This is a genomic window from Mangrovicoccus sp. HB161399, assembly GCF_013184745.1.
Lineage (GTDB): Bacteria > Pseudomonadota > Alphaproteobacteria > Rhodobacterales > Rhodobacteraceae > Mangrovicoccus.
In genome coordinates this window covers 93,231-113,310 of record NZ_JAATVU010000014.1, presented here as the reverse complement: position 1 = coordinate 113,310, position 20,080 = coordinate 93,231, and the positions used below count along the sequence as shown (strand labels likewise).

The window sequence follows — 20,080 nt, the reverse complement described above, 5'->3', positions numbered from 1 at the left end:
TAAGTTGAACAAGAAACATCGTCAAACGCGCAGAGGCTCCGAAGGCAGGTCTGACATGAGATTACTGAAGGTACTGGCATTCCTGCTGATCGTCGCGGGAATCGGGCTGGTGGGATTCGCTTACTTTGGCAATCTCTCGCCGGACAGGACCGAAATGACCATCCCGGTGGAACTTGGCGCGCAGTAGCGCCGGGGCCGGGGCCGGGGCCGCGCTCTGCGCCGGCCTTTTGCTGGCGGGCGTTCCGGCCTGCGCGCAGGATGGCGGGGCAGCCCCCCTGCCCTGGCTGAGCGACAGCCTCTCCGTCCCGGCCCCGGCCGGCGCGGCACAGGTGGAAACCGGCACCCTGGGCCAGCTCGACAGAGATGCGACCGGGCTGATCCCTGCGCGCGCCGCAGGGCTGCCCGCGGATCTGTGGCACGGAAGTGACATCGGCCGGGTGATGGACATGCTGGCCCGGCTGCAGCCCTCGCCCTATCCCGGCGCGCAGGATCTGGTGCAGCGGCTGCTGCTGACCGAGGCCGAGCCGCCCGCACGTCCCGATGACGCGCTGCTGACCGCGCGGATCGACGCGCTCCTGCGCCGCGGCGCGCTGGACCGGGCACAGGCGCTGATCGAGCGCGCCGGTCCCGACACGCCCGACCTGTTCCGCCGCTGGTTCGACATCAGCCTGCTGTCCGACAGCGAGGACCGCGCCTGCGCCGCGCTGGAGGCCAATCCCGGCCTGACGCCGAACCCTGCGACGCGGGTGTTCTGCCTGGCGCGCGAAGGCCGCTGGACCACCGCCGCGCTGACGCTGGAAAGCGGCCGAGCGCTCGGCGATGTCAGCGACGCCGACTACGCCATGCTGGCGCGGTTCCTCGATCCAGATCTGTTCGAGGGCGAACCCCCGCTGCTGCCTCCGCGGCAGGTGACGCCGCTGTCCTTCCGGATCTACGAGGCGATCGGCGAACCGCTGCCCACGCGCGACCTGCCCCTGGCCTTCGCCTGGTCCGATCTGCGCTTCGTCTCGGGCTGGAAGGCGCAGCTGGAAGGCGCAGAGCGGCTGGCACGCGCCGGAACGGTCGGCGGCAACCGCCTGCTCGGGCTCTATACCGAGCGCCGGGCGACGGTGTCCGGCGCCATCTGGGACCGGGTGCGCGCGGTCCAGGCCCTGGATCTGGCGCTGAATTCCGGCGATCCCGCGGCGGTCTCGGGCACGCTGGTCGACGCGCGCTCGGCCATGGGACTCGCAGGGCTGGAACCGGCCCTGGCCGAGATGATGGCGCACCGCCTGAACCGGCTGCCGCTGAAGGGGCCCGGCGCCGAGGCCGCGCTGCGGCTGCGGATCTTCGCCGGCCACGTGCCCGAGCAGATCCACGAAGGCGCCGGCAGCGATCTGGCGCTAGCCTGGAGCCTCGTCACCGCCAACCCGCCGCCCGAGGGCAGCGATCCGCAGGCGAAGCGCCTGGCGGCGGCCTTCGAGGGCGAGCCGGTGCCGCTGCAGGACGGGGTCGGCGAGGCCATCCTCTCGGCGCTGACGCTGCTTGCGCCGGGGGCCGAGGCGGATTTCGAGGACCGCGTCCGCGCGCTGGAACTGCTGCGCGCCTGCGGCCAGGACAAGTCGGCGCGACGCATCGCTGCCGACATGATCCTCGCCGGGGGGATCGGACGATGATGGAGCAATGGATCAGCCGCTTTCTCGAGGCGCAGAGCGCCGAGCTCGACGCCGCGCTGAACACCCGGCTGGCCTACGGCCGCGACCTGAAGGATTTCGCCGGCTGGCTGGCCGCGCGCGACAGCGGTTTCGAGACAACCGACCGTGCCGAGATCGAGGACTACATCGCCTTCTGCGAGGCCCAGGGCCTGTCCCGCGCCACCCGCGCGCGGCGCCTCGCCTCGATCCGGCAGCTGTTCCGCTTCGCCTATGAAGAGGACCTGCGCACCGACAATCCGGCGATCCAGATCCGCGGGCCGGGCCGGGCCAAGCGGCTGCCGAAGACGCTGAGCATCGAAGAGGTCGAACGCCTGCTGGAGGCCGCGCAGGACCATGGCCGCAACGCGCTGGAGAAGATGCGGACCTCCTGCCTGCTGGAGCTGCTCTACGCCACCGGCATGCGCGTGAGCGAGCTGGTGACGCTGCCGGTCTCGGCGGCGCGCGGCAATCCGGCGATGATCCTGGTGCGCGGCAAGGGCGGCAAGGAACGGCTGGTGCCGCTGTCGCCCCCGGCGCGCAAGGCGCTGGCCGAATGGCTGGCAATGCGCGATGCCGAGGAGGATCTGGCGAAGCGGAAGCGCGGCAAGCCCGCCTCGACCTATCTCTTCCCGGGCCGCGGCGCGACCGGGCACATGACGCGGCAGGCCTTCTTCCTGCTGATGAAGACTCTGGCGGTGAAGGCCGGGGTCTCGCCCGAGACGGTGACGCCGCACACGATCCGCCACGCCTTCGCCACGCATCTGCTGCAGAACGGCGCCGATCTCAGGGCGATCCAGATGATGCTGGGCCATGCCGACCTGGCCACGACCGAGGTGTATACCCATGTGCTGGAAGCGCGGCTGCGCGAGCTGGTGCTGGAGCATCACCCGCTGGCGGGCGGCGACTGAGCCCCGCCGGGCTCAGGAGAACATCTTCACCGTGTCGACCGAGCTGTCCGCGCCGATCGTGTCGAAATGCTCGGACAGGAAGGCATCCGCGGCGGCATAGCCCGCCTTGTGCAGCTTGCCGAGCAGGTAGGGCGACGGGATCAGCTTGGTGGCGACCGAGAGCTCGGTCATCATCTCGTCATCGGCGATCAGGTGGATGTGGAGGTCGCGCATCGACCCCTCGGGCACCTGCCCGGTCTTCAGCAGCCGCTTGACGAAGGCGATGGCGCGCAGTTCCCGCAGCAGCGAGGAGTTGAAGCTGATCTCGTTCACCCGGTTGGCGATTTCCTGCGGCGTGGTCGGCAGCTCGTCGCGCTCCAGCGGGTTGATGTTGATGATCACGATGTCGTCCGGCAGGTGGGCGGAGAACATCGGATAGAGCGCCGGGTTGCCGGTGTAGCCGCCGTCGTAGAAGAACTCGTCGCGCCCGGTCTGGCTGTCGTGGATCTTCACCGCCTGGAAGATCGTCGGCAGGCAGGCCGAGGCCAGCACCGTGTCGACGCTGATCTCGCCGCCGCGGAAGACCCGCGACTTGCCGTCCCGCACCCGCGTGGTGCAGACGAAGAAATCCGGTCCGCGGTCGGTGCAGCAGATGTTGTCGAAGATCAGCTGCCCGACGATCCGGTCCAGCGGATTGCGGTAGGCGGGACCGTACATGTAGGGCGACATGAACCCCGAGGCGGCCTCGGCCACGAGGAAGGCGGGCGAGGCCTCGTAGGCGTCGCGCATCAGCCCGACCAGCGGCCCCAGCGCGTTGATCCAGGCGCTCATCCGCAGGTCCTGCACCGCCCCGATCTGGGTCCAGAGCCAGTTGAGCATGTCGATCGCGTTCTTCCGCGGATCGTCGGTTTCCGGACAGGACAGCCCTGCCTTCAGCGCGGCACCGTTCAGCGCGCCCGCCGAGGTGCCCGAGATCGAGGCGATCTCGATCCGTTCGTCCTCCAGCAGGCGCACCAGGGCCCCCCAGGTGAAGGCGCCATGCGCGCCGCCGCCCTGCAGCGCCAGGTTGATCCGCTTCACGTCGTTCTTCATGTCCTTCATGTCCGGTCCTCGCTACCTGCCAGCCGGGACAGAGCTTCGGGAAAGCCCTGCCCGGCAAAGCCCATGGCGCGCTTGACCCCCGGGATCAGCGCGGCGCCGTTCATCGCAAAGGCCAGCTCGATCAGCCCCGCCTCGCCGAAGGCGGCGCGGACGCGCTCGCGCGCCTCCGGATCGTCGCTGCGGTCGCGGACCACGGCATCGGCCAGCCTCATGACATCGTCCAGCGGCGCCGGAAGTTCCCCCGGAGCGGCGGTCAGGAATTCGCGGATCAGGCTCTCGCGCAGCCCCGCCGCCTTGGCGCGGGCGATCTCGCTTTCCACGCAGTCGGCGCAGGCCGCCGCCATCGCGCCGCGGATCCGCGCCAGGTGATACGCCTCGGGCGGCACGTCCTGGTTGGGATCGAGGAAATCGATGAACTTCTTGTAGCGCAGCAGCAGCCGCGTCTTGGTCTCGGCGATGCGGCGCACATACGGAAAGCCCACGCCGAGCCGCGACTCGGTGCGGGCGATCAGCGCCTTGCTCAGCGCGCCGAACAAGCGGCCGTCCTGCCGGAGGTCACAGCGCGGTCCAGCCGCCGTCCACCGAGATGGTGGTGCCGGTGACCTGGTCCGCCGCGGGCGAGCAGAGATAGAGGACGGTGCCGCCCAGCTGCTCGACGGTGGCGAACTGCTTGGAGGGCTGGCGGTCGAGCAGGACCTTCTCGATCACCTCCTCCTTGGACATGTTGTATTCCTTCATCGTGTCCGGGATCTGCGCCTCGACCAGCGGTGTCAGGACATAGCCCGGGCAGATGGCATTGGCGGTGATCGGCTCGCGCGCGGTCTCCAGCGCGGTGACCTTGGTGAAGCCGACGACGCCATGCTTGGCCGCGACATAGGCGGACTTGTAGGGCGAGGCGGTAAGGCCGTGCGCGGAGGCGATGTTGACCACCCGGCCCCAGCCGGCCTTGCGCATCATCGGCAGGGCCGCCGCGGTGGTGTGGAAGGCGGAACTGAGGTTGATCGCGATGATCGCGTCCCACTTCGCCGTCGGGAAGTCCTCGATCGGTGCGACGTTCTGGATGCCGGCGTTGTTCACCAGGATGTCGCAGGCCCCGGCCTGCTCGACCAGCGCGCGGCACTCGTCGCCCTTGGACATGTCGGCCTTGATGTAGCGCGCGGTGACGCCGTATTCGCTGCCCAGCTTCTCCGCCAGCGCATGATCCTCGTCGCGGTCGGTGAAGGAGTTCAGGACCACGTTGATCCCCGCCTTCGCCAGTTCCGTTGCCACGCCCAGCCCGATGCCGGAATTCGATCCGGTGACGACCGCCGTCTTGCCCGCCAGAGTCATGTCGTTACTCCCCTTCTGATGCGTCCGAAACTTAATTGCTGCGGCCGCGAAGGCCAGACAAATCATGAGGACCGCGACGATTTCCCGAAAATGCCGCGCCCGCGATCTGCCGCAGCCCGTCGGCGGTCTCCCGCCCGGCCGTCCCGCGGCTGCCGATTCTCCCGGCACAGGGGCCGGAACGGCGGCACGGGGCGCGGTAAAATGCCTCCGGCAGCGGGGACGATGTCGCTTTTGGCCTTGAATCCTTGGGCTCGCCAGACAAAAAAGACGCCGGCACAAGGCCGGCGTCAAGTCATTGAGGCAGGTTTCATACAGGCAAGAAACCTATCGAGCAGTGCTTCTTATATAAGGCCAACAGGCCCGCTCTCCAACCCCAAAGTTTCAAAATCAGCGCATATCTGCTAGGCAGGGCCAAACAAAACCGGAGCAGGAACAAGATTTTGACATATTCCGCAGGACGGACCGGCTGGGTGCTGGCGGCACTTCTGTCGGCGGGGCTCGCGCAGGCCGAGCCGAAGCATGGCATAGCTATGTACGGAGAGCCCGCGCTGCCACCGGATTTTGTGTCCCTTCCCTATGCCAATCCGGACGCGCCGAAAGGCGGCCAGATCGTCTTCGCCGAACAGGGCGGCTTCGACAGCCTCAACCCGCACATCCTGAAGGGCCGCGCGCCCTGGGGCGTCTACAGCCATGTCTTCGAGTCGATGCTGGGCCGGTCCTACGACGAGCCCTTCACGCTCTACGGGCTGCTCGCGGAGTCGGTGGAAACCGGCCCGAATCGCGAATGGGTGGAGTTCACCATCCGTCCCGAGGCGAAGTTCTCCGACGGCGCGCCCGTCACGGTAGAGGACGCGATCTGGTCCTACGAAACGCTCGGCACCAAGGGCCATCCGCGGTTCCTGGGCAGCTGGCAGAAGGTCGAGAAGATCGAGCAGACAGGCGAGCGGTCCTTCCGCATCACCTTCAACACGCCCGACCGCGAGATGCCGCTGATCATGGGACTGCGGCCGATCTTCGAGAAGGCGCAGTGGGAGGGCAAGGATTTCGCGGAAAGCTCGCTGATCCCGCCGATCGGCTCCTCGCCCTACCCGATCGCCGAGTTCGAGCCGGGGCGCTTCATCAACTTCCGCCGCAACCCCGACTACTGGGGCAAGGACCTGCCCTTCAACCGCGGCCGCAACAATCTGGACCTGATCCGCTACGAGTATTTCGCCGATGCCAGCGTGGTCTTCGAGGCGTTCAAGGCGGGCGAGATCAGCTCGTTCCGCGAGGGCAACGCCGCGCGCTGGGAGGACAGCTTCGATTTCCCGCTGGTCCAGCAGGGCAAGATCGTCAAGGCCGAGATCCCGCATGAGCGGCCGTCGGGGATCACCGGGCTGGTGATGAACACCCGCCGCGAGATGTTCGCAGACTGGCGCGTGCGCGAGGCAATGCTGCAGGCCTTCAACTACGAATTCATCGCCCAGACGCAGAATGGCGGCCGCGATCCGCGGATCTGCTCGTATTTCTGCAACTCGGTCCTCGCCATGCAGCCCGGACCGGCCGAGGGACGGGTCAGGGAACTGCTGGAGCCCTTCGCGGACGAGCTGCTGCCCGGCGCGCTGGAGGGCTACGCACTGCCCGAGGGCGACGGCACGGCGCGGAACCGCAGGAACCTGGCCAAGGCGGCGGCGCTGCTGGAGGAGGCCGGCTGGACGCCGAAGGACGGGCGGCTGGTCAATGCCCAGGGCCGTCCCTTCGAGTTCGAGTTCCTGATCCGGCAGGGCTCCACCGAATACCAGGCCATCGTCAACATCTTCGCGCAGGCGCTGGAGCGGCTGGGCATCGCGGTGCGCACCACCACGATCGACAGCGCCCAGTACAACGAGCGTACCAACAGCTACGACTTCGACATGACCTTCTACACGCGGGCCCTGTCCCTGAGCCCCGGCAACGAGCAGATGCTCTACTGGAGCGCCGAGGCCGCCGACACGCCGGGCTCGCGCAACTGGATGGGCATGCGCAGCCCCGCCGCCGAGGCGATGATCACCGACATGCTGGAAACCGCCGACCCGGCGGAGTTCCAGTCGGCGGTGCGCGCGCTCGACCGCGTGCTGACCACCGGGCGCTACGTGATCCCGCTGTGGTATTCCAAGGTCTCGCGCCTCGCCTACGATGCCAGCCTGCACTATCCGGAGAAGATCCCGCTCTACGGCGACTGGCCGGGCTGGCAGCCGGATGTCTGGTGGTCCGAATGACCGCCTGACCGGCCGCGCCGCCGTTTCCCGGGCAGCTCCGCAGGGGGCTGTCCGGTTAAGGTTGTTTCCGGGAAGTTTTTGCGAAAACAAGCCATTCGATGTACCCGATGGCGCAGGACATCCAACCCCAGAGACATTCCATGCGCCAAGCCGGCTTCGCTGCGGGGGCACTCCTCGCCTCGCTCATCTGCGCCCTTCCGGCCGCTGCCTCCAGCATCACGCTGACCGGCACGGTCCGCGACTTCGCCTTCTCGCATGACGATTTCGAAAGCTACTCGGGCGGGCTGCAGACCGGCGCGGTGGAGACCCTGCTCGATGCCGACGGCAAGCCGGTGCTGGCCGACGGCGCGGTGGGCAGCCAGAACTACTCGACGAAGGAGAACTTCGCGCAGTGGTACCGCGACATCGAGGGCGTGAACCAGTCGCTGAGCTACGACATCACGCTGGACGAGACCTCGGACGGCTCCGGCCTCTACAGCTTCGGCAGCTCGGCCTTCTTCCCGATCGACAACATGCTGATGGGCAACGAAGGCTGGCACCACAACTATTCCTTCACCTACGAGCTGTTCACCCGCACGAGCTTCGACCTCAGCGACACCTTCACCTTCACCGGCGACGACGATCTGTGGGTCTTCGTCGACGGCAAGCTGGTGATGGATATCGGCGGGCTGCACACCGCGGTCACGCGCAGCTTCACCGGCGAGGACCTGGCCGCGCTCGGCCTGTCGACGGGCTCGGTCTACGACATGAGCATCTTCTTCGCCGAACGCCACACGACGGAGTCGAACTTCTTCATCACCACCTCGCTGCCGCTCTCCTCGACGGTCGACCCGGCGCCGATCCCGCTGCCTTCGGCCGGGCTGCTTCTGGCGGCCGCCCTGCTGGGGGCCGGAGGCATCGCCGCCCGGCGCCGCCGCGGCTGACGGCTTGAAAACCCGCGGCCGGGCGAATAACCCGGCAGCATGCTGTCACTCACGGATCTCCGCCACGACCGCCCCGCCTGTCCCGAGGCCTTCAACCTCGCGGGGCATGTGCTGTCGCGCGCCAAGGACGATCCCGACAAGATCGCGCTCGCGGTGCTCAGCCTGTCAGGCTCGGAACGCTGGAGCTACGGCCGGCTCGAGGCCACCGTCCTGAGGCTTGCCGGCGCGCTGAAGGCGCAAGGCCTGTCCGAGGGCGACCGGGTGCTCATGCGCCTTGGAAACACGGTCGAGTTCCCGCTGGCCTATCTCGCGGCGATTGCCGCCGGGCTGGTGCCGGTGCCGACCTCCTCGCAGCTGACCGGCCCCGAGATAGCCAAGCTGGCCGCCGACCTGGAGCCCGCGCTGATCTTCGCGGGCGAAGGCATCGCCCTGCCCGATCCCTGCCACTGCCCGGTGGTCGCCGAGGCCGAGCTGCACGACATGGCCGCGCATGCCCCGATGGAGCCGGTCCCCGGCGATCCGGACCGGCCGGCGTATATCGTCTATACTTCCGGCACCTCCGGCACCCCGCGCGGCGTGATCCATGCCCATCGCGCCATCTGGGCGCGGCAGATGATGATGCAGGGCTGGTACGGGCTCGGCGCCGCCGACCGGCTGCTGCATGCCGGGGCGTTCAACTGGACCTACACGCTGGGCACCGGGCTGATGGATCCCTGGACCATGGGCGCGACCGCGCTGATCCCGGCCGCAGGCGTGGCGCCCGCGCAGCTGCCGCTGCTGCTGAAGCGCCACGACGCCACGATCTTCGCCGCCGCGCCGGGCGTCTTCCGCCAGATGCTGCGCGCGCCGATGCCCGCCCTGCCGAAGCTGCGCCACGCATTGTCCGCAGGCGAGAAGATGCCCGCCGTCACCCGCCATGCCTGGACGGAGGCGACCGGCAAGCAGGTCCACGAAGCCTTCGGGATGTCCGAGGTCTCGACCTTCCTGTCGGGCTGTCCCGGCCGTCCCGCGCCCGAGGGCACGCTGGGCTTTGCCCAGGCGGGCCGCTGCATCGCGCTGCTGGACGAGGACGGCCGGGCCGTGGAGCGCGGCACGCCGGGCACCATCGCCGTGGCCGCGGACGATCCCGGCCTGATGCTGGGCTACCTGCATGCCGAGGACGAGACCCGCGCCCGCTACACCGACGACGGCCGGTGGTTCCTGACCGGCGACCTGGGCGAGATGGACGCGGCGGGCGCGATCGCTTATCTGGGCCGCAGCGACGACATGATGAACGCCGGCGGCTTCCGCGTCTCGCCGATCGAGGTGGAAACCGCGCTGGCCGCCCATCCGCAGGTGACCGAAGCCGCCGCCGTGGAAATCGCCGTGAAGGAGGGCGCCAGCATCATCGCCGCCTTCTACGCGGGCGAGCCCGTCCCCGAGGCGGAACTGGCCGCCCACGCCGCCGAGCGCCTCGCGCGCTACAAGTGCCCGAGGCTCTTCGTCCATTGCGCCTCGCTGCCCCGCAGCCCAAACGGCAAGCTGATGCGCCGCAAGATACGACAGGATTACGAGACTTCCCATGATCAAGCTTGACGTCATTTCCGACCCGATCTGCCCCTGGTGCTACATCGGCAAGACGCGGCTCGACCAGGCGCTGGCCGCGCGGCCGAAGCACCCTTTCGTCATCGAATGGCACCCGTTCCAATTGAATCCCGACATGCCGCGCGAGGGCATCGACCGGAAGGGCTACTACGAGACAAAGTTCGGCAGCCGCGAGGCGGCCGCCGAGACCGTGGCCACGATCATGGAAGCCGCGAAGGAGACCGGGCTGGACTTCGACCTCTCGGCCATCCCGCGCGTGCCGAACACGCTGGACGCGCACCGGCTGATCCTCTGGGCCGAGGTCGAGGGCTGCCAGCAGGCGGTCGTGGACGCGCTGTTCAGGGCGTATTTCCAGGACTGCCGCGACATCGGCGACCGCGACGTGCTGTGCGACATCGCCGACGGCGCGGGCATGGATGCGGCCATGATGCACCGGCTGCTCGGCGGCGATGCCGACCTGAAGCTCATCGTGGAGCGCGACGCCGCCTTCCGCGGCATGGGCGTGACCGGCGTGCCGACATTCCTCGTCGACCGCAAGCAGGCCGTGCCGGGCGCCCAGCCTGCCCAACTCTGGATACAGGTGATCGACGAAATTGCGGGAATGGCCTGACTCGTCTGCGCGCCAGCGCACATAATATCAGGGTGACAGACTGCGATTGCGCACATAAAGGGCGATCATGTCTGTGAAAAATTCCGAGTCGCAGCCCTCCAAGGGCGAGTTCGTCGTGCTCATGGCCGCCATGATGGCCATGATCGCCTTTTCCGTGGATGCCATGCTGCCCGCGCTGAGCGAGATCGGCGAAGCGCTTTCGCCGCAGAACCCGGTGCGCTCGCAGCTGGTCGTGATCGTCTTCATGATCGGCATGGGCATCGGCACCTTCTTCACCGGGCCGCTCTCGGATGCCTATGGCCGCCGTCCGCTGGTCATCGCCTGCGGCGCGATCTACGCGCTCGGCGCCTTCCTGGCCTGGCTGGCGCCGTCGCTGGAGCTGATCCTCGCCGCCCGGCTGATCCAGGGCCTGGGCGCCTCGGGCAGCCGCGTGGTCGCCATGGCGATGGTGCGCGACCGCTTCGCCGGACGCTCGATGGCGCAGGTCACCTCGATGATCATCACCGTCTTCATGGTCTTCCCGGCGATCGCACCGACCATCGGACAGGGCATCATCTGGATCGGCGGCTGGCGCTCGGTCTTCCTGTCCTTCCTGATCTTCTCGGGCGTCGTGCTGACCTGGTTCATGCTGCGCCAGCCCGAAACCCTTCCGAAGGAGAACCGCCGCCCGATCCGGCTGCCGCTGATCCGCGCCGCGCTGATCGAGATCGTGTCGATCCCGATGGTGCGCCGCTCGGTGCTCGCGATGAGCGCCTGCTTCGCGATGATGCTGACGAACGTCTCCTCGACCGAGCTGGTCTTCGAGCAGACGCTGGGCCTGGGCGAGCAGTTCCCGCTGTGGTTCGGGGCGGCGGCGATCTCCTCGCTGATCGCGCCGATGGTCAATTCGCGGATCGTCATGCGCTTCGGCATGCACCGGATCTCGTCGATCGCGATGACCGCGCAGGTGGCGATTTCCGGCGCCTACCTGCTGGCGCTGCAGACCGGGCTGGTGCCCGAGAACATGCTGCTGTGGTACTTCCTGTGGCAGGTGTCGATCTTCATGACGATGGGCCTGTCGATGGGCAATCTCAACGCGCTGGTGATGGAGCCGCTCGGCCATGTCGCGGGGATCGCCTCCTCGCTGCTGGCCGCGATCTCGACGATCCTTGGCGCGCTGATCGCGATCCCGGCGGCGGCCAGCTTCAACGGCACGCAGGTGCCGCTGGTCTTCTGCATCTTCGCCTTCATGGTCTTCGGCCGGGTGATGCTGGCCGGGCGCGCCTACGACACGGCCCGCACCGCCGCCTGACGCCGCGGAGCGGACGGACAGGACCGAAGGCCGGAGCGTCGCCCGCTCCGGCCTTTTTTCATGCCTTCTTCTTCGCCGGTTCGGTGCGCGCCCGCTGCGCCAGGTCGCGGGCGATGGCAAAGGCGCCCTTGATCCGCTCGCTGGCCTTGTCCCAGTCCCGCCGCACCACGATCTTGTTGTCCTTGATCTTGGCCAGCCCCTTCTCGGACTGCACGTATTCCACCAGGCCCGCCGGGTTCGGGTACTTGTCGTTGTGGAACTGGATCGTCACGCCCTTCGGCCCGCCGTCGAGCTTGGCAATCGCCGCCCGCTTGCACTCGGCCTTGATCCGCACCACCAGCAGCAGCGTGTTGACCTCCCGCGGCAGCTTGCCGAAGCGGTCGATCAGCTCGGCGGCGAAGCCCTCCAGCTCCACCTTGGTCGTCAGATTGCTGAGGCGGCGGTAGAGGCCCAGGCGCACGTCCAGATCGGGCACGTACTCCTCTGGGATCAGCACCGGGACGCCCAGGTTGATCTGCGGCGCCCATTGGCCGTCATCTTCCAGGATGCCCTCCGCCTCGCCGGACCGGATCTTCAGCACCGCTTCTTCCAGCATGTGCTGGTAGAGCTCGTAGCCGACCTCCTTCATCTGGCCGGACTGCTCCTCGCCGATCAGGTTGCCGGCGCCGCGGATGTCGAGATCCTGGCTGGCAAGCGTGAAGCCCGCGCCGAGGCTGTCCAGCGAGCCCAGCACGCGCAGCCGCTTCTCGGCGGCAGGCGTCAGCTTCATCCGCGGCTTCGTCGTCATGTAGGCATAGGCACGGGTCTTCGAGCGGCCGACGCGGCCGCGGATCTGGTAGAGCTGCGCCAGGCCGAACATGTCGGCGCGGTGCACGACCATGGTGTTCGCCGTCGGAATGTCGAGCCCCGATTCCACGATGGTCGTGGCCAGCAGCACGTCGAACTTGCCGTCATAGAAGGCGTTCATCCGGTCATCGAGCTCGCCCGCGGCGAGCTGGCCATGGGCGACGACGACCGTCACCTCGGGCACCTGCTCGCGCAGGAATTCCTCGATCTCCGGGATATCGGCGACGCGCGGCACGACGAAGAAGCTCTGGCCGCCGCGGTAATGCTCGCGCAGCAGCGCCTCGCGCACGGTCACGGGGTCGAATTCGCTGACATAGGTTCGGATCGCCAGGCGGTCGACGGGCGGCGTGCCGATGATCGACAGGTCGCGCACGCCCGACAGGCTCATCTGCAGGGTCCGCGGGATCGGCGTCGCGGTCAGCGTCAGCACATGGATGTTCGAGCGCAGGCTCTTCAGCCGCTCCTTGTGGCCGACTCCGAAGCGCTGCTCCTCGTCGATGACCAGCATCCCGAGGTTCCGGAACTTCACCTGCTTGGCCAGGACGGCATGGGTGCCGATGACGATGTCCACCGTCCCGTCGGCCAGCCCCTTGCGCGTCGCGCTCGCCTCCTTGGCCGCGACGAAGCGCGACAGCTGGCGCACCTCCAGCGGGAAGCCGCGGAAGCGTTCCTCGAAGGCCTTGGCGTGCTGGCGCGCAAGCAGCGTCGTCGGCGCGATGACGGCGACCTGCTGGCCCGCCATGGCGGCGACGAAAGCGGCACGCATCGCCACCTCGGTCTTGCCGAAGCCGACATCGCCGCAGATCAGCCGGTCCATCGGGCGGCCGCGCTCAAGATCGTCCAGCGTGTCCTCGATCGCGCGCAGCTGGTCGTCGGTCTCGGCATAGGGGAAGCGCGCGCAGAAGGCGTCCCACATGCCGTTCGGCGCGGCCAGGATCGGCGCCTTGCGCAGCTCGCGCTCCGCCGCGATCCGGATCAGCCGGTCGGCGATCTCCTTTATGCGTTCCTTCAGCCGCGCCTTCTTGGCCTGCCAGGCACCGCCGCCGAGCTTGTCGAGCAGCCCGTCCTCGTGGCCATAGCGGCTCAGCAGCTCGATGTTCTCCACCGGCAGGTAGAGCCGTGCGGCCTCGGCATACTCGATATGGATCATCTCATGCGCCGCGCCGAGCGTGTTGATGACCTCCAGCCCCTGGTAGCGGCCGACGCCATGTTCGACATGCACGACCAGATCGCCGGGGGAAAGCGTCTGAAGTTCGGTCAGGAAGTTCTCGGCCCGCTTGCGTTTTTTGGGCGCACGGATCAGCCGGTCGCCCAGCACGTCCTGTTCCGAGACGACCGTCAGCCCCTCGGCCTCGAAACCGTGCTCCAGCGCCCAGACCGCCAGGTTGACCGACTTTTCCTTCTGAAGAACGTCCCGGAAGTCCCTGATTTCCCTTGCGCCAAGCAGCCCCTCATCCTCGAGCAGCCCCTTGAGCCGTTCCCGCGCACCCTCGGAATAACTGGCGACGACAACCGGGCCGGTTTTCAGCTTCGCTTTAAGATGGTCAGACAGTGCACTGAAAACGCTGACGTTCTCCAGCTGCCGCTCGGGCGAGAAATTGCGGCCGATCCGTCCGCCGGCATCGATCACGCCGGGGCCGGTCGCCTGCTGCAGCGGGCTCATCCGCATCACCCGGCGGCCCGTCGCCGCCGTTTCGAAGGCAGCATCGTCGAGATACAGCAGATGCGGCGGACAGGGCTTGTAGACCGAGGACAGACGCTTGCGGTCGCCCATGGCCTCGCGCCGCGCATCATACTGGTCGGCGATCGTCTCCCAACGCGAGCTTCGCGCCGCATCGAATTGATCATCCAGCATAATGCTGGCGCCGGGAAGGTAGTCGAACAGCGTCTCCAACCGTTCGTGGAAGAACGGCAGCCAATGCTCCGCCCCCTGGTGCTTGCGCCCCGCGGAGATCGCCTCGTAGAGCGGATCGTCGGTCCCCGCCGCGCCGAACTCGATGCGGTAGTTCTGCCGGAACCGCGTCACAGCTGCCTCGTCCAAGACGATTTCGGAGACGGGCGCCAGTTCGACCTCCTTCAGCGTCTCCGTGGTGCGCTGCGTCACCGGATCGAAGCGCCGCGCCGAATCCAGCGTGTCGCCGAACAGGTCCAGCCGCACCGGCCCGCCTTCGCCCGGCGGGAAGATGTCGATGATGCCGCCGCGCACCGCATAGTCGCCGGGCTCCATCACCGTCGGCGACTGGGTGAAGCCCATCCGCACGAGGAACTGCTTCAGCCCCGCCTCGTCGATCCGGTGGCCGACGCGCGCGCGGAAGGCCGCCTCGCGCAGCAGGTCCCGCGCCGGGATCTTCTGGGTCGCCGCGTTCAGCGTGGTCAGGATCGCGAAACGCGCGGGCATGCCATGGACCAGCGCCGCCAAGGTTGCCATCCGCGCCGCAGAAATGTCGGGATTGGGCGAGACCCGGTCGAAGGGCAGGCAATCCCAGGCCGGGAAGGAAAACACCGGCATGTCCGGCGCGAAGAAGGCCAGCGCCGAGCGCATCGCCTCCAGCCGCTTGTCGTCTCGCGAGATGTGCAGGACCGGCCCGTCCGAGCGCTCGATCTCCTTCAGCAGCAGCCTTGCGTCATAGCCTTCGGGCGCACCGGCCACGGTCAGGTGTTTGGGATCGGTCATGGTCTTCTGCTCCTTCGCCCGCGCTCAGAGATAGGCGCGTGCCAGCACCTGGTTCATGCCGATGACGGCAGAGACAAAAATCGCCGCCAGCGACAGCAGCTGCAGCCAGAGCCGCAGCCGCTTCAGCTCGGCCATCAGCGGACCGACCTCCGGCTCCATCTGCGACATGCGCCGCGCGGTCCGGAAGACAAGCAACTGCCCGATCGCCAGCGGCAGCGCCAGCACCAGAAGCGCCTGCGCCAGCTCCGCGCCGAGCAGCGACAGGCCCAGGAGCGAGCTGAGCGCGAAGGCCCAGACGCCGGTGAACCAGACCCGCGCCTTTTCGCTGTGCCCGAGCTGCCGCGCCACGCCCGCACGCAGCAGCGCGAAGGCATCCTCGTCCCCGCCCACCGCGCGGGCGCGGTCGTAATGGTCCATCGGGATGCCCATCGGTGCATGGGCCACGCGGGTCCAGACCAGGGCGACCACGATCCAGTACCAGAGGCTGGAGAAGGCCGAAGCGGAGATCAGGTCGAAAGGGCTCAGGGGCACGGGCGGCAGGCTCCGGTTCGTCACGAGGGTGTGACGGTGCTAACGCCTTGCGGAGGCAAGGGCCAGCCTTGAGATGCGCGCCATTCCGTGGCACTCGGGTGCACCGTTCAAGCCGGAGTCCGAAATGACCAGCCCCCACGCCTTCCATATGCGCCAGCGTCCCCGCCGCACCCGCCAATCCGACGCCATCCGGCGGCTGGTCTGCGAAAGCGCGCTGACGGTTTCGGACCTGATCTGGCCGATCTTCGTGCGCGAGGGCGAGAATGCCGAGGAACCGGTCGCTTCGATGCCCGGCGTCATGCGCTTCTCGGTCGACCGCGCGGTGGCGGCGGCGCAGGCCGCGGCCGATCTGGGCATCCCCGCTGTCTGCATTTTCCCCTATACCGACCCGTCGCTGAAGACCGAAGCCTGCGAAGAGGCCTGGAACCCCGAGAACATCTCCAACCGGGCGATCCGCGCGATCAAGGCCGCGGTGCCGCAGATGGCGGTGATGACCGACATCGCGCTCGACCCCTACAACATCAACGGCCATGACGGCATCGTGAAGGGCGGCAAGATCGTCAATGACGAAACGGTCGTGGCGCTGGTCAAGATGGCGCTGGCCCAGGCCGAGGCCGGGGCCGACATCCTCGGCCCGTCGGACATGATGGACGGACGCATCGGCGCGATGCGCGACGCGCTGGAGGCAGCGGGCCACCAGGACGTCACCATAATGAGCTATTCGGCGAAATACGCCTCGGCCTATTACGGGCCGTTCCGCGATGCGGTGGGCGCGACCGGGGCGCTGAAGGGCGACAAGAAGACCTACCAGATGGATCCGGGCAATTCCGACGAGGCGCTCCGGATGATCGCGCGCGACCTTGAGGAAGGCGCCGACATGGTGATGGTCAAGCCGGGCCAAGCCTATCTGGACATCTGCCACCGGGTGAAATCCGAATTCGGCGTGCCGACCTTCGCCTACCAGGTCTCGGGCGAATACGCGATGATCGAGGCGGCCGCCCTGAACGGCTGGATCGACGGCGAGAAGATCATGATGGAGAGCCTTCTGGGCTTCAAGCGCGCGGGCTGCGACGGCATCCTGACCTATTTCGCGCCGCGCGTCGCCCGGCTGCTTTCTGCCTGACCTCGGGCAAGGGCGCATTGGCGATGACAAGCTCCGCGCATTCGCATAGAGTCCGCCGCGAACGACGCCGGAACGGCGCATTTTTGCAGGCGGGCTCCGCGGAGCCATCACAGACGAGGCGAGCATGACCAATCCGACCCGGCGGGCCGTACTGATGGGGGGCGCCGCATTGCTGGCCGCCTGCGACAATTCCGTGGGTGCCAATGGCGGCGCCGTGATCGACCAGCGCGTGCAGCAGACGCTGAGCTACATGTACGCGAACTATCCGGAAACCCGCGAGATCGCAGCCAAATCCTCGGGGATGCTGGTCATGCCGCTAATCGGCGAGGCCGGCTTCATCGTCGGCGGCGGCTACGGCGAGGGCGCGCTGGTAATCGGCGATGCCACGGTCGACTACTATTCCGCGACCCAGGCCAGCTTCGGCTTCCAGATCGGCGCGCAGCAATACGCCTATGTCATGTTCTTCCTGACGCCCGAGGCGCTGCGCGAATTCCGCACATCGCCCGGCTGGACCGGCGGGGCCGATGCCGAATTCGCGCTCGACAAGCAGGGCGGCAACCTCTCGGCCTCGACGGATGTCAGCGGCAAGCCCGTGGTCGCCATCATCTTCGCCCAGACCGGGCTGCGCGCCGCGGCAACGCTGGCCGGCACGAAATACACCCGCATCCTGCGCTGAGCGGGGGCGGTTTCAACCTGCAACCGGGCCCTCGGCGCGCCCGGCCCGGGGCTGGACCGCCCCGCATCTAGGGAGCCCGGCGCATGCGCTTCGTCTTCACATGGGGCCTGCGCCTCTTTCTCGGGCTGTCGCTGCTCGGGGCAATGGTGCTTGCGCTGGCCTGGTACCTGGTCACGCGCTCCCTGCCGGACTATGACGACAGCTTCACGCTGGAGGGCATCTCCGCCCCGGTGGAGATCGTGCGCGACACCTATGCAGTGCCGCATATCGTCGGTGCGGCCGACGAGGACGTCTATTTCGGCCTCGGCTTCGCCCATGCCCAGGATCGGCTCTGGCAGATGACCATGTTCCGCCGCACTGCGCAGGGGCGGCTGTCCGAACTGTTCGGCGAGCGCACGGCCGGGATCGACGACCTGCTGCTGCGGCTCGGCCTCTACAAGGCGGCCGAAGCCTCGCTGGCCGTGCAGAGCCCCGAGACGAAGCGCGCGCTGGAGGCCTATGCCGCCGGGGTCAATGCCTGGATCGACCAGGTCAACGATCGCGCGCTCGGCCGTGGCGCGCCGGAGCTGTTCCTGTTCGGCGCCGATGTCGCGCGCTGGCGCCCGGCCGACAGTCTCGCTGTCATGAAGCTGATGGGGCTGCAGCTGTCGACGCATCTGTCATCCGAGGTGCAGCGCGCCCGCGTCGCGCTCGTCCTGCCGCCCGAGCGGGTGAAGGACATCCTGCCGGAAAGCCCGCAGACCGTGGCCGCGCTCGAGGATTTCGCATCCCTCTTCCCGGCCGGCCCGGCCAAGGACGCCCCCTATGACCTGGCGCAGGCCTTCCTGTCGCCGCTGCCCGCGCCCGGCGCGGCAGGCGCCTCGAACGCCTGGGCAGCTTCGGGCAAGCGGTCGGCCAGCGGCGGTCCGCTGCTGGCGAACGATCCGCATCTGGAACTCACCGCGCCCTCGATCTGGTATCTCGCCGAGCTGCAGCTGCCCGGCGGCGGCGTGATCGGCGGCACCATTCCCGGCATGCCCAACGTTCTGATCGGCCGGAACGCGGATTTCGCCTGGGGCCTGACCAGCGCCTACCTCGACGACCAGGACCTGCACATCGAGGAAGTGAACCCCGAAAATCCCTCGCAATACCGGGGACCTGACGGTTGGCTGCAATTCGATACCGAGCAGGTGCTGATGAACGTCAAGGATGCCGGACCGCGCACCCTGACGCTGCGCCGCACGGAAAACGGCCCGGTCCTGCCCGGCACCGTCTACGACCTTGCCTCCGTCACCCCGCCCGGCCATGTCATGTCGCTGAGCTGGACGGTGCTCGATCCCGCCGACACCACCATGAGCGCCGCGATCCGGCTGATGCAGTCGCGCTCGGTCGACGAGGCGATGGGCGCGGCCGAGGGCATCGTGGCGCCTGCCCAGATGCTGACCATGGCCGACCGGGAACATATCGGCATGCAGCTGATCGGCCGCCAGCCCAAGCGCAGCATCGCCCAGGAAGGCCAGGGCCGCCTGCCCTCGCGCGGCTGGGTCGGCACCAACCGCTGGGACGGCTACCTGCCCTATTCCGACAATCCGCGCTTCCTCGACCCCGAGGGCGGCATTCTCGGCAACACCAACAACAAGTTCACCGACGCGCCCTACCCCAACCATGTCAGCTTCACCTGGGGCGACACGCAGCGCGTGCAGCGCTGGCAGCGGCTGATGCAGTCGCGCGAGGTCCATACCCGCGACAGCTTCATGGAGGCGCAGCTCGACACCGTGTCGGTCTCGGCGCGGACGCTGCTGCCGCTGGTCGCCGCCGATCTGTGGTATACCGGCGAAGCCGCCGCCGAAGGCACGCCCGAGCGGCGGCGGCGGCAGGCGCTGGATCTGCTGGCCAACTGGAACGGCGAGATGAACGAGCATCTGCCCGAGCCGCTGATCTACATGGCCTGGATGCGATTCTTGCAGCAGCGCCTGATCGAGGACGATCTCGGCGGCCCGCTCGCCGCCACCTTCGACCATGTCGAGCCGCTCTTCATCGAGCGCGTGTTCCGCAATGTCGGCGGTGCCGCGGCCTGGTGCGACGTGATCCAGTCCGAGCCGGTGGAAAGCTGCGCCCAGATCGCCCGGCTGGCGCTGGACGACGCGATGGTCTGGCTTGGCGAGACCTATGGCGGCACGCTGGAATCGCTGCGCTGGGGCGACGCCCACCAGGCCCATCACGACCATCCGGTGCTGGGCGGAGTGACTGTGCTGAACTGGCTGGTGAACATCCGGCAATCAACCTCGGGCGGCGACCAGACCCTGGCGCGCGGCCTGACCAAGGGCACCGATCCCGCCCCCTTCGCCAATGTCCATGCCTCGGGCTATCGCGGCGTATACGACCTGACCGATCCGAATGCCTCGCTCTTCGTGATCGCCACCGGCCAGTCCGGCCATCCGCTGTCGCGCCATTACGACGACCTGGGCGAGCTGTGGCGGCGCGGCGAATACATCCCGATGACGCTGGATCTGGATCTGGCGCGGGCGGGCGCCGAGGGGACAGTCTGGCTGCGTCCCGAAAAGGACTGACGTGGTTAAGGGCTCTGCAAGGGTTGCCATGCAAGACCGGGGCGAC

The 20,080-nt window shown here is 68.0% G+C and carries 16 protein-coding genes; 11 read left to right on the top strand and 5 right to left on the bottom strand.

All coding sequences use genetic code 11. From position 1 onward, the window contains the following. Window positions 1–55 precede the first annotated feature (55 nt). The 3 genes from HCC78_RS34465 to HCC78_RS10500 are packed head-to-tail and all read left to right on the top strand — an operon-like array spanning window position 56 to window position 2,581. Window positions 56–187 carry a hypothetical protein gene (locus HCC78_RS34465; RefSeq protein WP_256368227.1) on the top strand — a complete coding sequence of 44 codons (132 nt, stop codon included), beginning with the start codon at window positions 56–58 and terminating at the stop codon, window positions 185–187. After that, on the top strand, window positions 174–1,655 hold the full coding sequence (locus HCC78_RS10505) for a hypothetical protein (RefSeq protein WP_172328721.1): 1,482 nt from the start codon (window positions 174–176) through the stop codon (window positions 1,653–1,655). Before HCC78_RS34465 ends, HCC78_RS10505 begins: the two co-directional genes overlap by 14 nt. Then, window positions 1,652–2,581: a site-specific tyrosine recombinase XerD gene (locus HCC78_RS10500; RefSeq protein WP_172328720.1), complete on the top strand. Its 930-nt coding sequence runs from the start codon at window positions 1,652–1,654 to the stop codon at window positions 2,579–2,581. Before HCC78_RS10505 ends, HCC78_RS10500 begins: the two co-directional genes overlap by 4 nt. Before the next feature lie 12 nt (window positions 2,582–2,593). Here HCC78_RS10500 and HCC78_RS10495 read toward each other — a convergent pair whose 3' ends face one another. Genes HCC78_RS10495 through HCC78_RS10485 form a run of 3 tightly spaced genes read right to left on the bottom strand, consistent with a single transcriptional unit; the run spans window position 2,594 to window position 4,990 of the window. Continuing rightward, window positions 2,594–3,661 (bottom strand): patatin-like phospholipase family protein, encoded by a 1,068-nt coding sequence (locus HCC78_RS10495; protein ID WP_253949123.1) that lies wholly within the window; start codon window positions 3,659–3,661, stop codon window positions 2,594–2,596. After that, the gene (locus HCC78_RS10490; protein ID WP_172328719.1) at window positions 3,658–4,197 is read right to left on the bottom strand and encodes a hypothetical protein; all 540 of its coding nucleotides are present in this window, start codon (window positions 4,195–4,197) and stop codon (window positions 3,658–3,660) included. The genes HCC78_RS10495 and HCC78_RS10490 overlap by 4 nt, the downstream gene beginning before the upstream one ends. Window positions 4,198–4,216: 19 nt before the next feature. Next, window positions 4,217–4,990, bottom strand: a complete 774-nt coding sequence (locus HCC78_RS10485; protein ID WP_172328718.1) for a 3-hydroxybutyrate dehydrogenase — start codon at window positions 4,988–4,990, stop codon at window positions 4,217–4,219. Between the two features lie 530 nt (window positions 4,991–5,520). Between HCC78_RS10485 and HCC78_RS10480 the strand changes: the two genes are divergently transcribed. From HCC78_RS10480 to HCC78_RS10460, 5 genes are all read left to right on the top strand, one after another. Beyond that, window positions 5,521–7,227: an extracellular solute-binding protein gene (locus HCC78_RS10480; protein WP_172328733.1), complete on the top strand. Its 1,707-nt coding sequence runs from the start codon at window positions 5,521–5,523 to the stop codon at window positions 7,225–7,227. Window positions 7,228–7,367: 140 nt separating this feature from the next. Continuing rightward, the gene (locus HCC78_RS33160; RefSeq protein WP_216671104.1) at window positions 7,368–8,150 is read left to right on the top strand and encodes a fibro-slime domain-containing protein; all 783 of its coding nucleotides are present in this window, start codon (window positions 7,368–7,370) and stop codon (window positions 8,148–8,150) included. 39 nt (window positions 8,151–8,189) lie between these two features. Continuing rightward, window positions 8,190–9,725, top strand: coding sequence for a class I adenylate-forming enzyme family protein (locus tag HCC78_RS10470; RefSeq protein ID WP_172328717.1), 1,536 nt, complete (start codon window positions 8,190–8,192; stop codon window positions 9,723–9,725). After that, complete coding sequence (locus HCC78_RS10465) at window positions 9,712–10,344, top strand: DsbA family oxidoreductase (RefSeq protein WP_172328716.1); 633 nt, start codon at window positions 9,712–9,714, stop codon at window positions 10,342–10,344. Before HCC78_RS10470 ends, HCC78_RS10465 begins: the two co-directional genes overlap by 14 nt. A gap of 67 nt (window positions 10,345–10,411) precedes the next feature. After that, entirely contained in the window at window positions 10,412–11,635 is a 1,224-nt protein-coding gene (locus tag HCC78_RS10460; protein ID WP_172328715.1) for an MFS transporter, read from the top strand. 58 nt (window positions 11,636–11,693) lie between these two features. Here HCC78_RS10460 and mfd read toward each other — a convergent pair whose 3' ends face one another. Together mfd and HCC78_RS10450 are read right to left on the bottom strand one after the other, a co-directional pair. After that, complete coding sequence (gene mfd, locus HCC78_RS10455) at window positions 11,694–15,155, bottom strand: transcription-repair coupling factor (RefSeq protein WP_172328714.1); 3,462 nt, start codon at window positions 15,153–15,155, stop codon at window positions 11,694–11,696. A gap of 24 nt (window positions 15,156–15,179) precedes the next feature. After that, window positions 15,180–15,686 (bottom strand): component of SufBCD complex, encoded by a 507-nt coding sequence (locus tag HCC78_RS10450; protein ID WP_172328713.1) that lies wholly within the window; start codon window positions 15,684–15,686, stop codon window positions 15,180–15,182. Window positions 15,687–15,810: 124 nt separating this feature from the next. Here HCC78_RS10450 and hemB point away from each other — a divergent pair, with 124 nt between their 5' ends. From hemB to HCC78_RS10435, 3 genes are all read left to right on the top strand, one after another. Next, on the top strand, window positions 15,811–16,809 hold the full coding sequence (gene hemB / locus HCC78_RS10445; RefSeq protein WP_172328712.1) for a porphobilinogen synthase: 999 nt from the start codon (window positions 15,811–15,813) through the stop codon (window positions 16,807–16,809). 124 nt (window positions 16,810–16,933) lie between these two features. After that, window positions 16,934–17,485: a YSC84-related protein gene (locus tag HCC78_RS10440; protein ID WP_172328711.1), complete on the top strand. Its 552-nt coding sequence runs from the start codon at window positions 16,934–16,936 to the stop codon at window positions 17,483–17,485. An 83-nt stretch (window positions 17,486–17,568) separates the two neighbouring features. Continuing rightward, window positions 17,569–20,034, top strand: a complete 2,466-nt coding sequence (locus HCC78_RS10435) for a penicillin acylase family protein (RefSeq protein WP_172328710.1) — start codon at window positions 17,569–17,571, stop codon at window positions 20,032–20,034. Window positions 20,035–20,080: the final 46 nt, after the last annotated feature.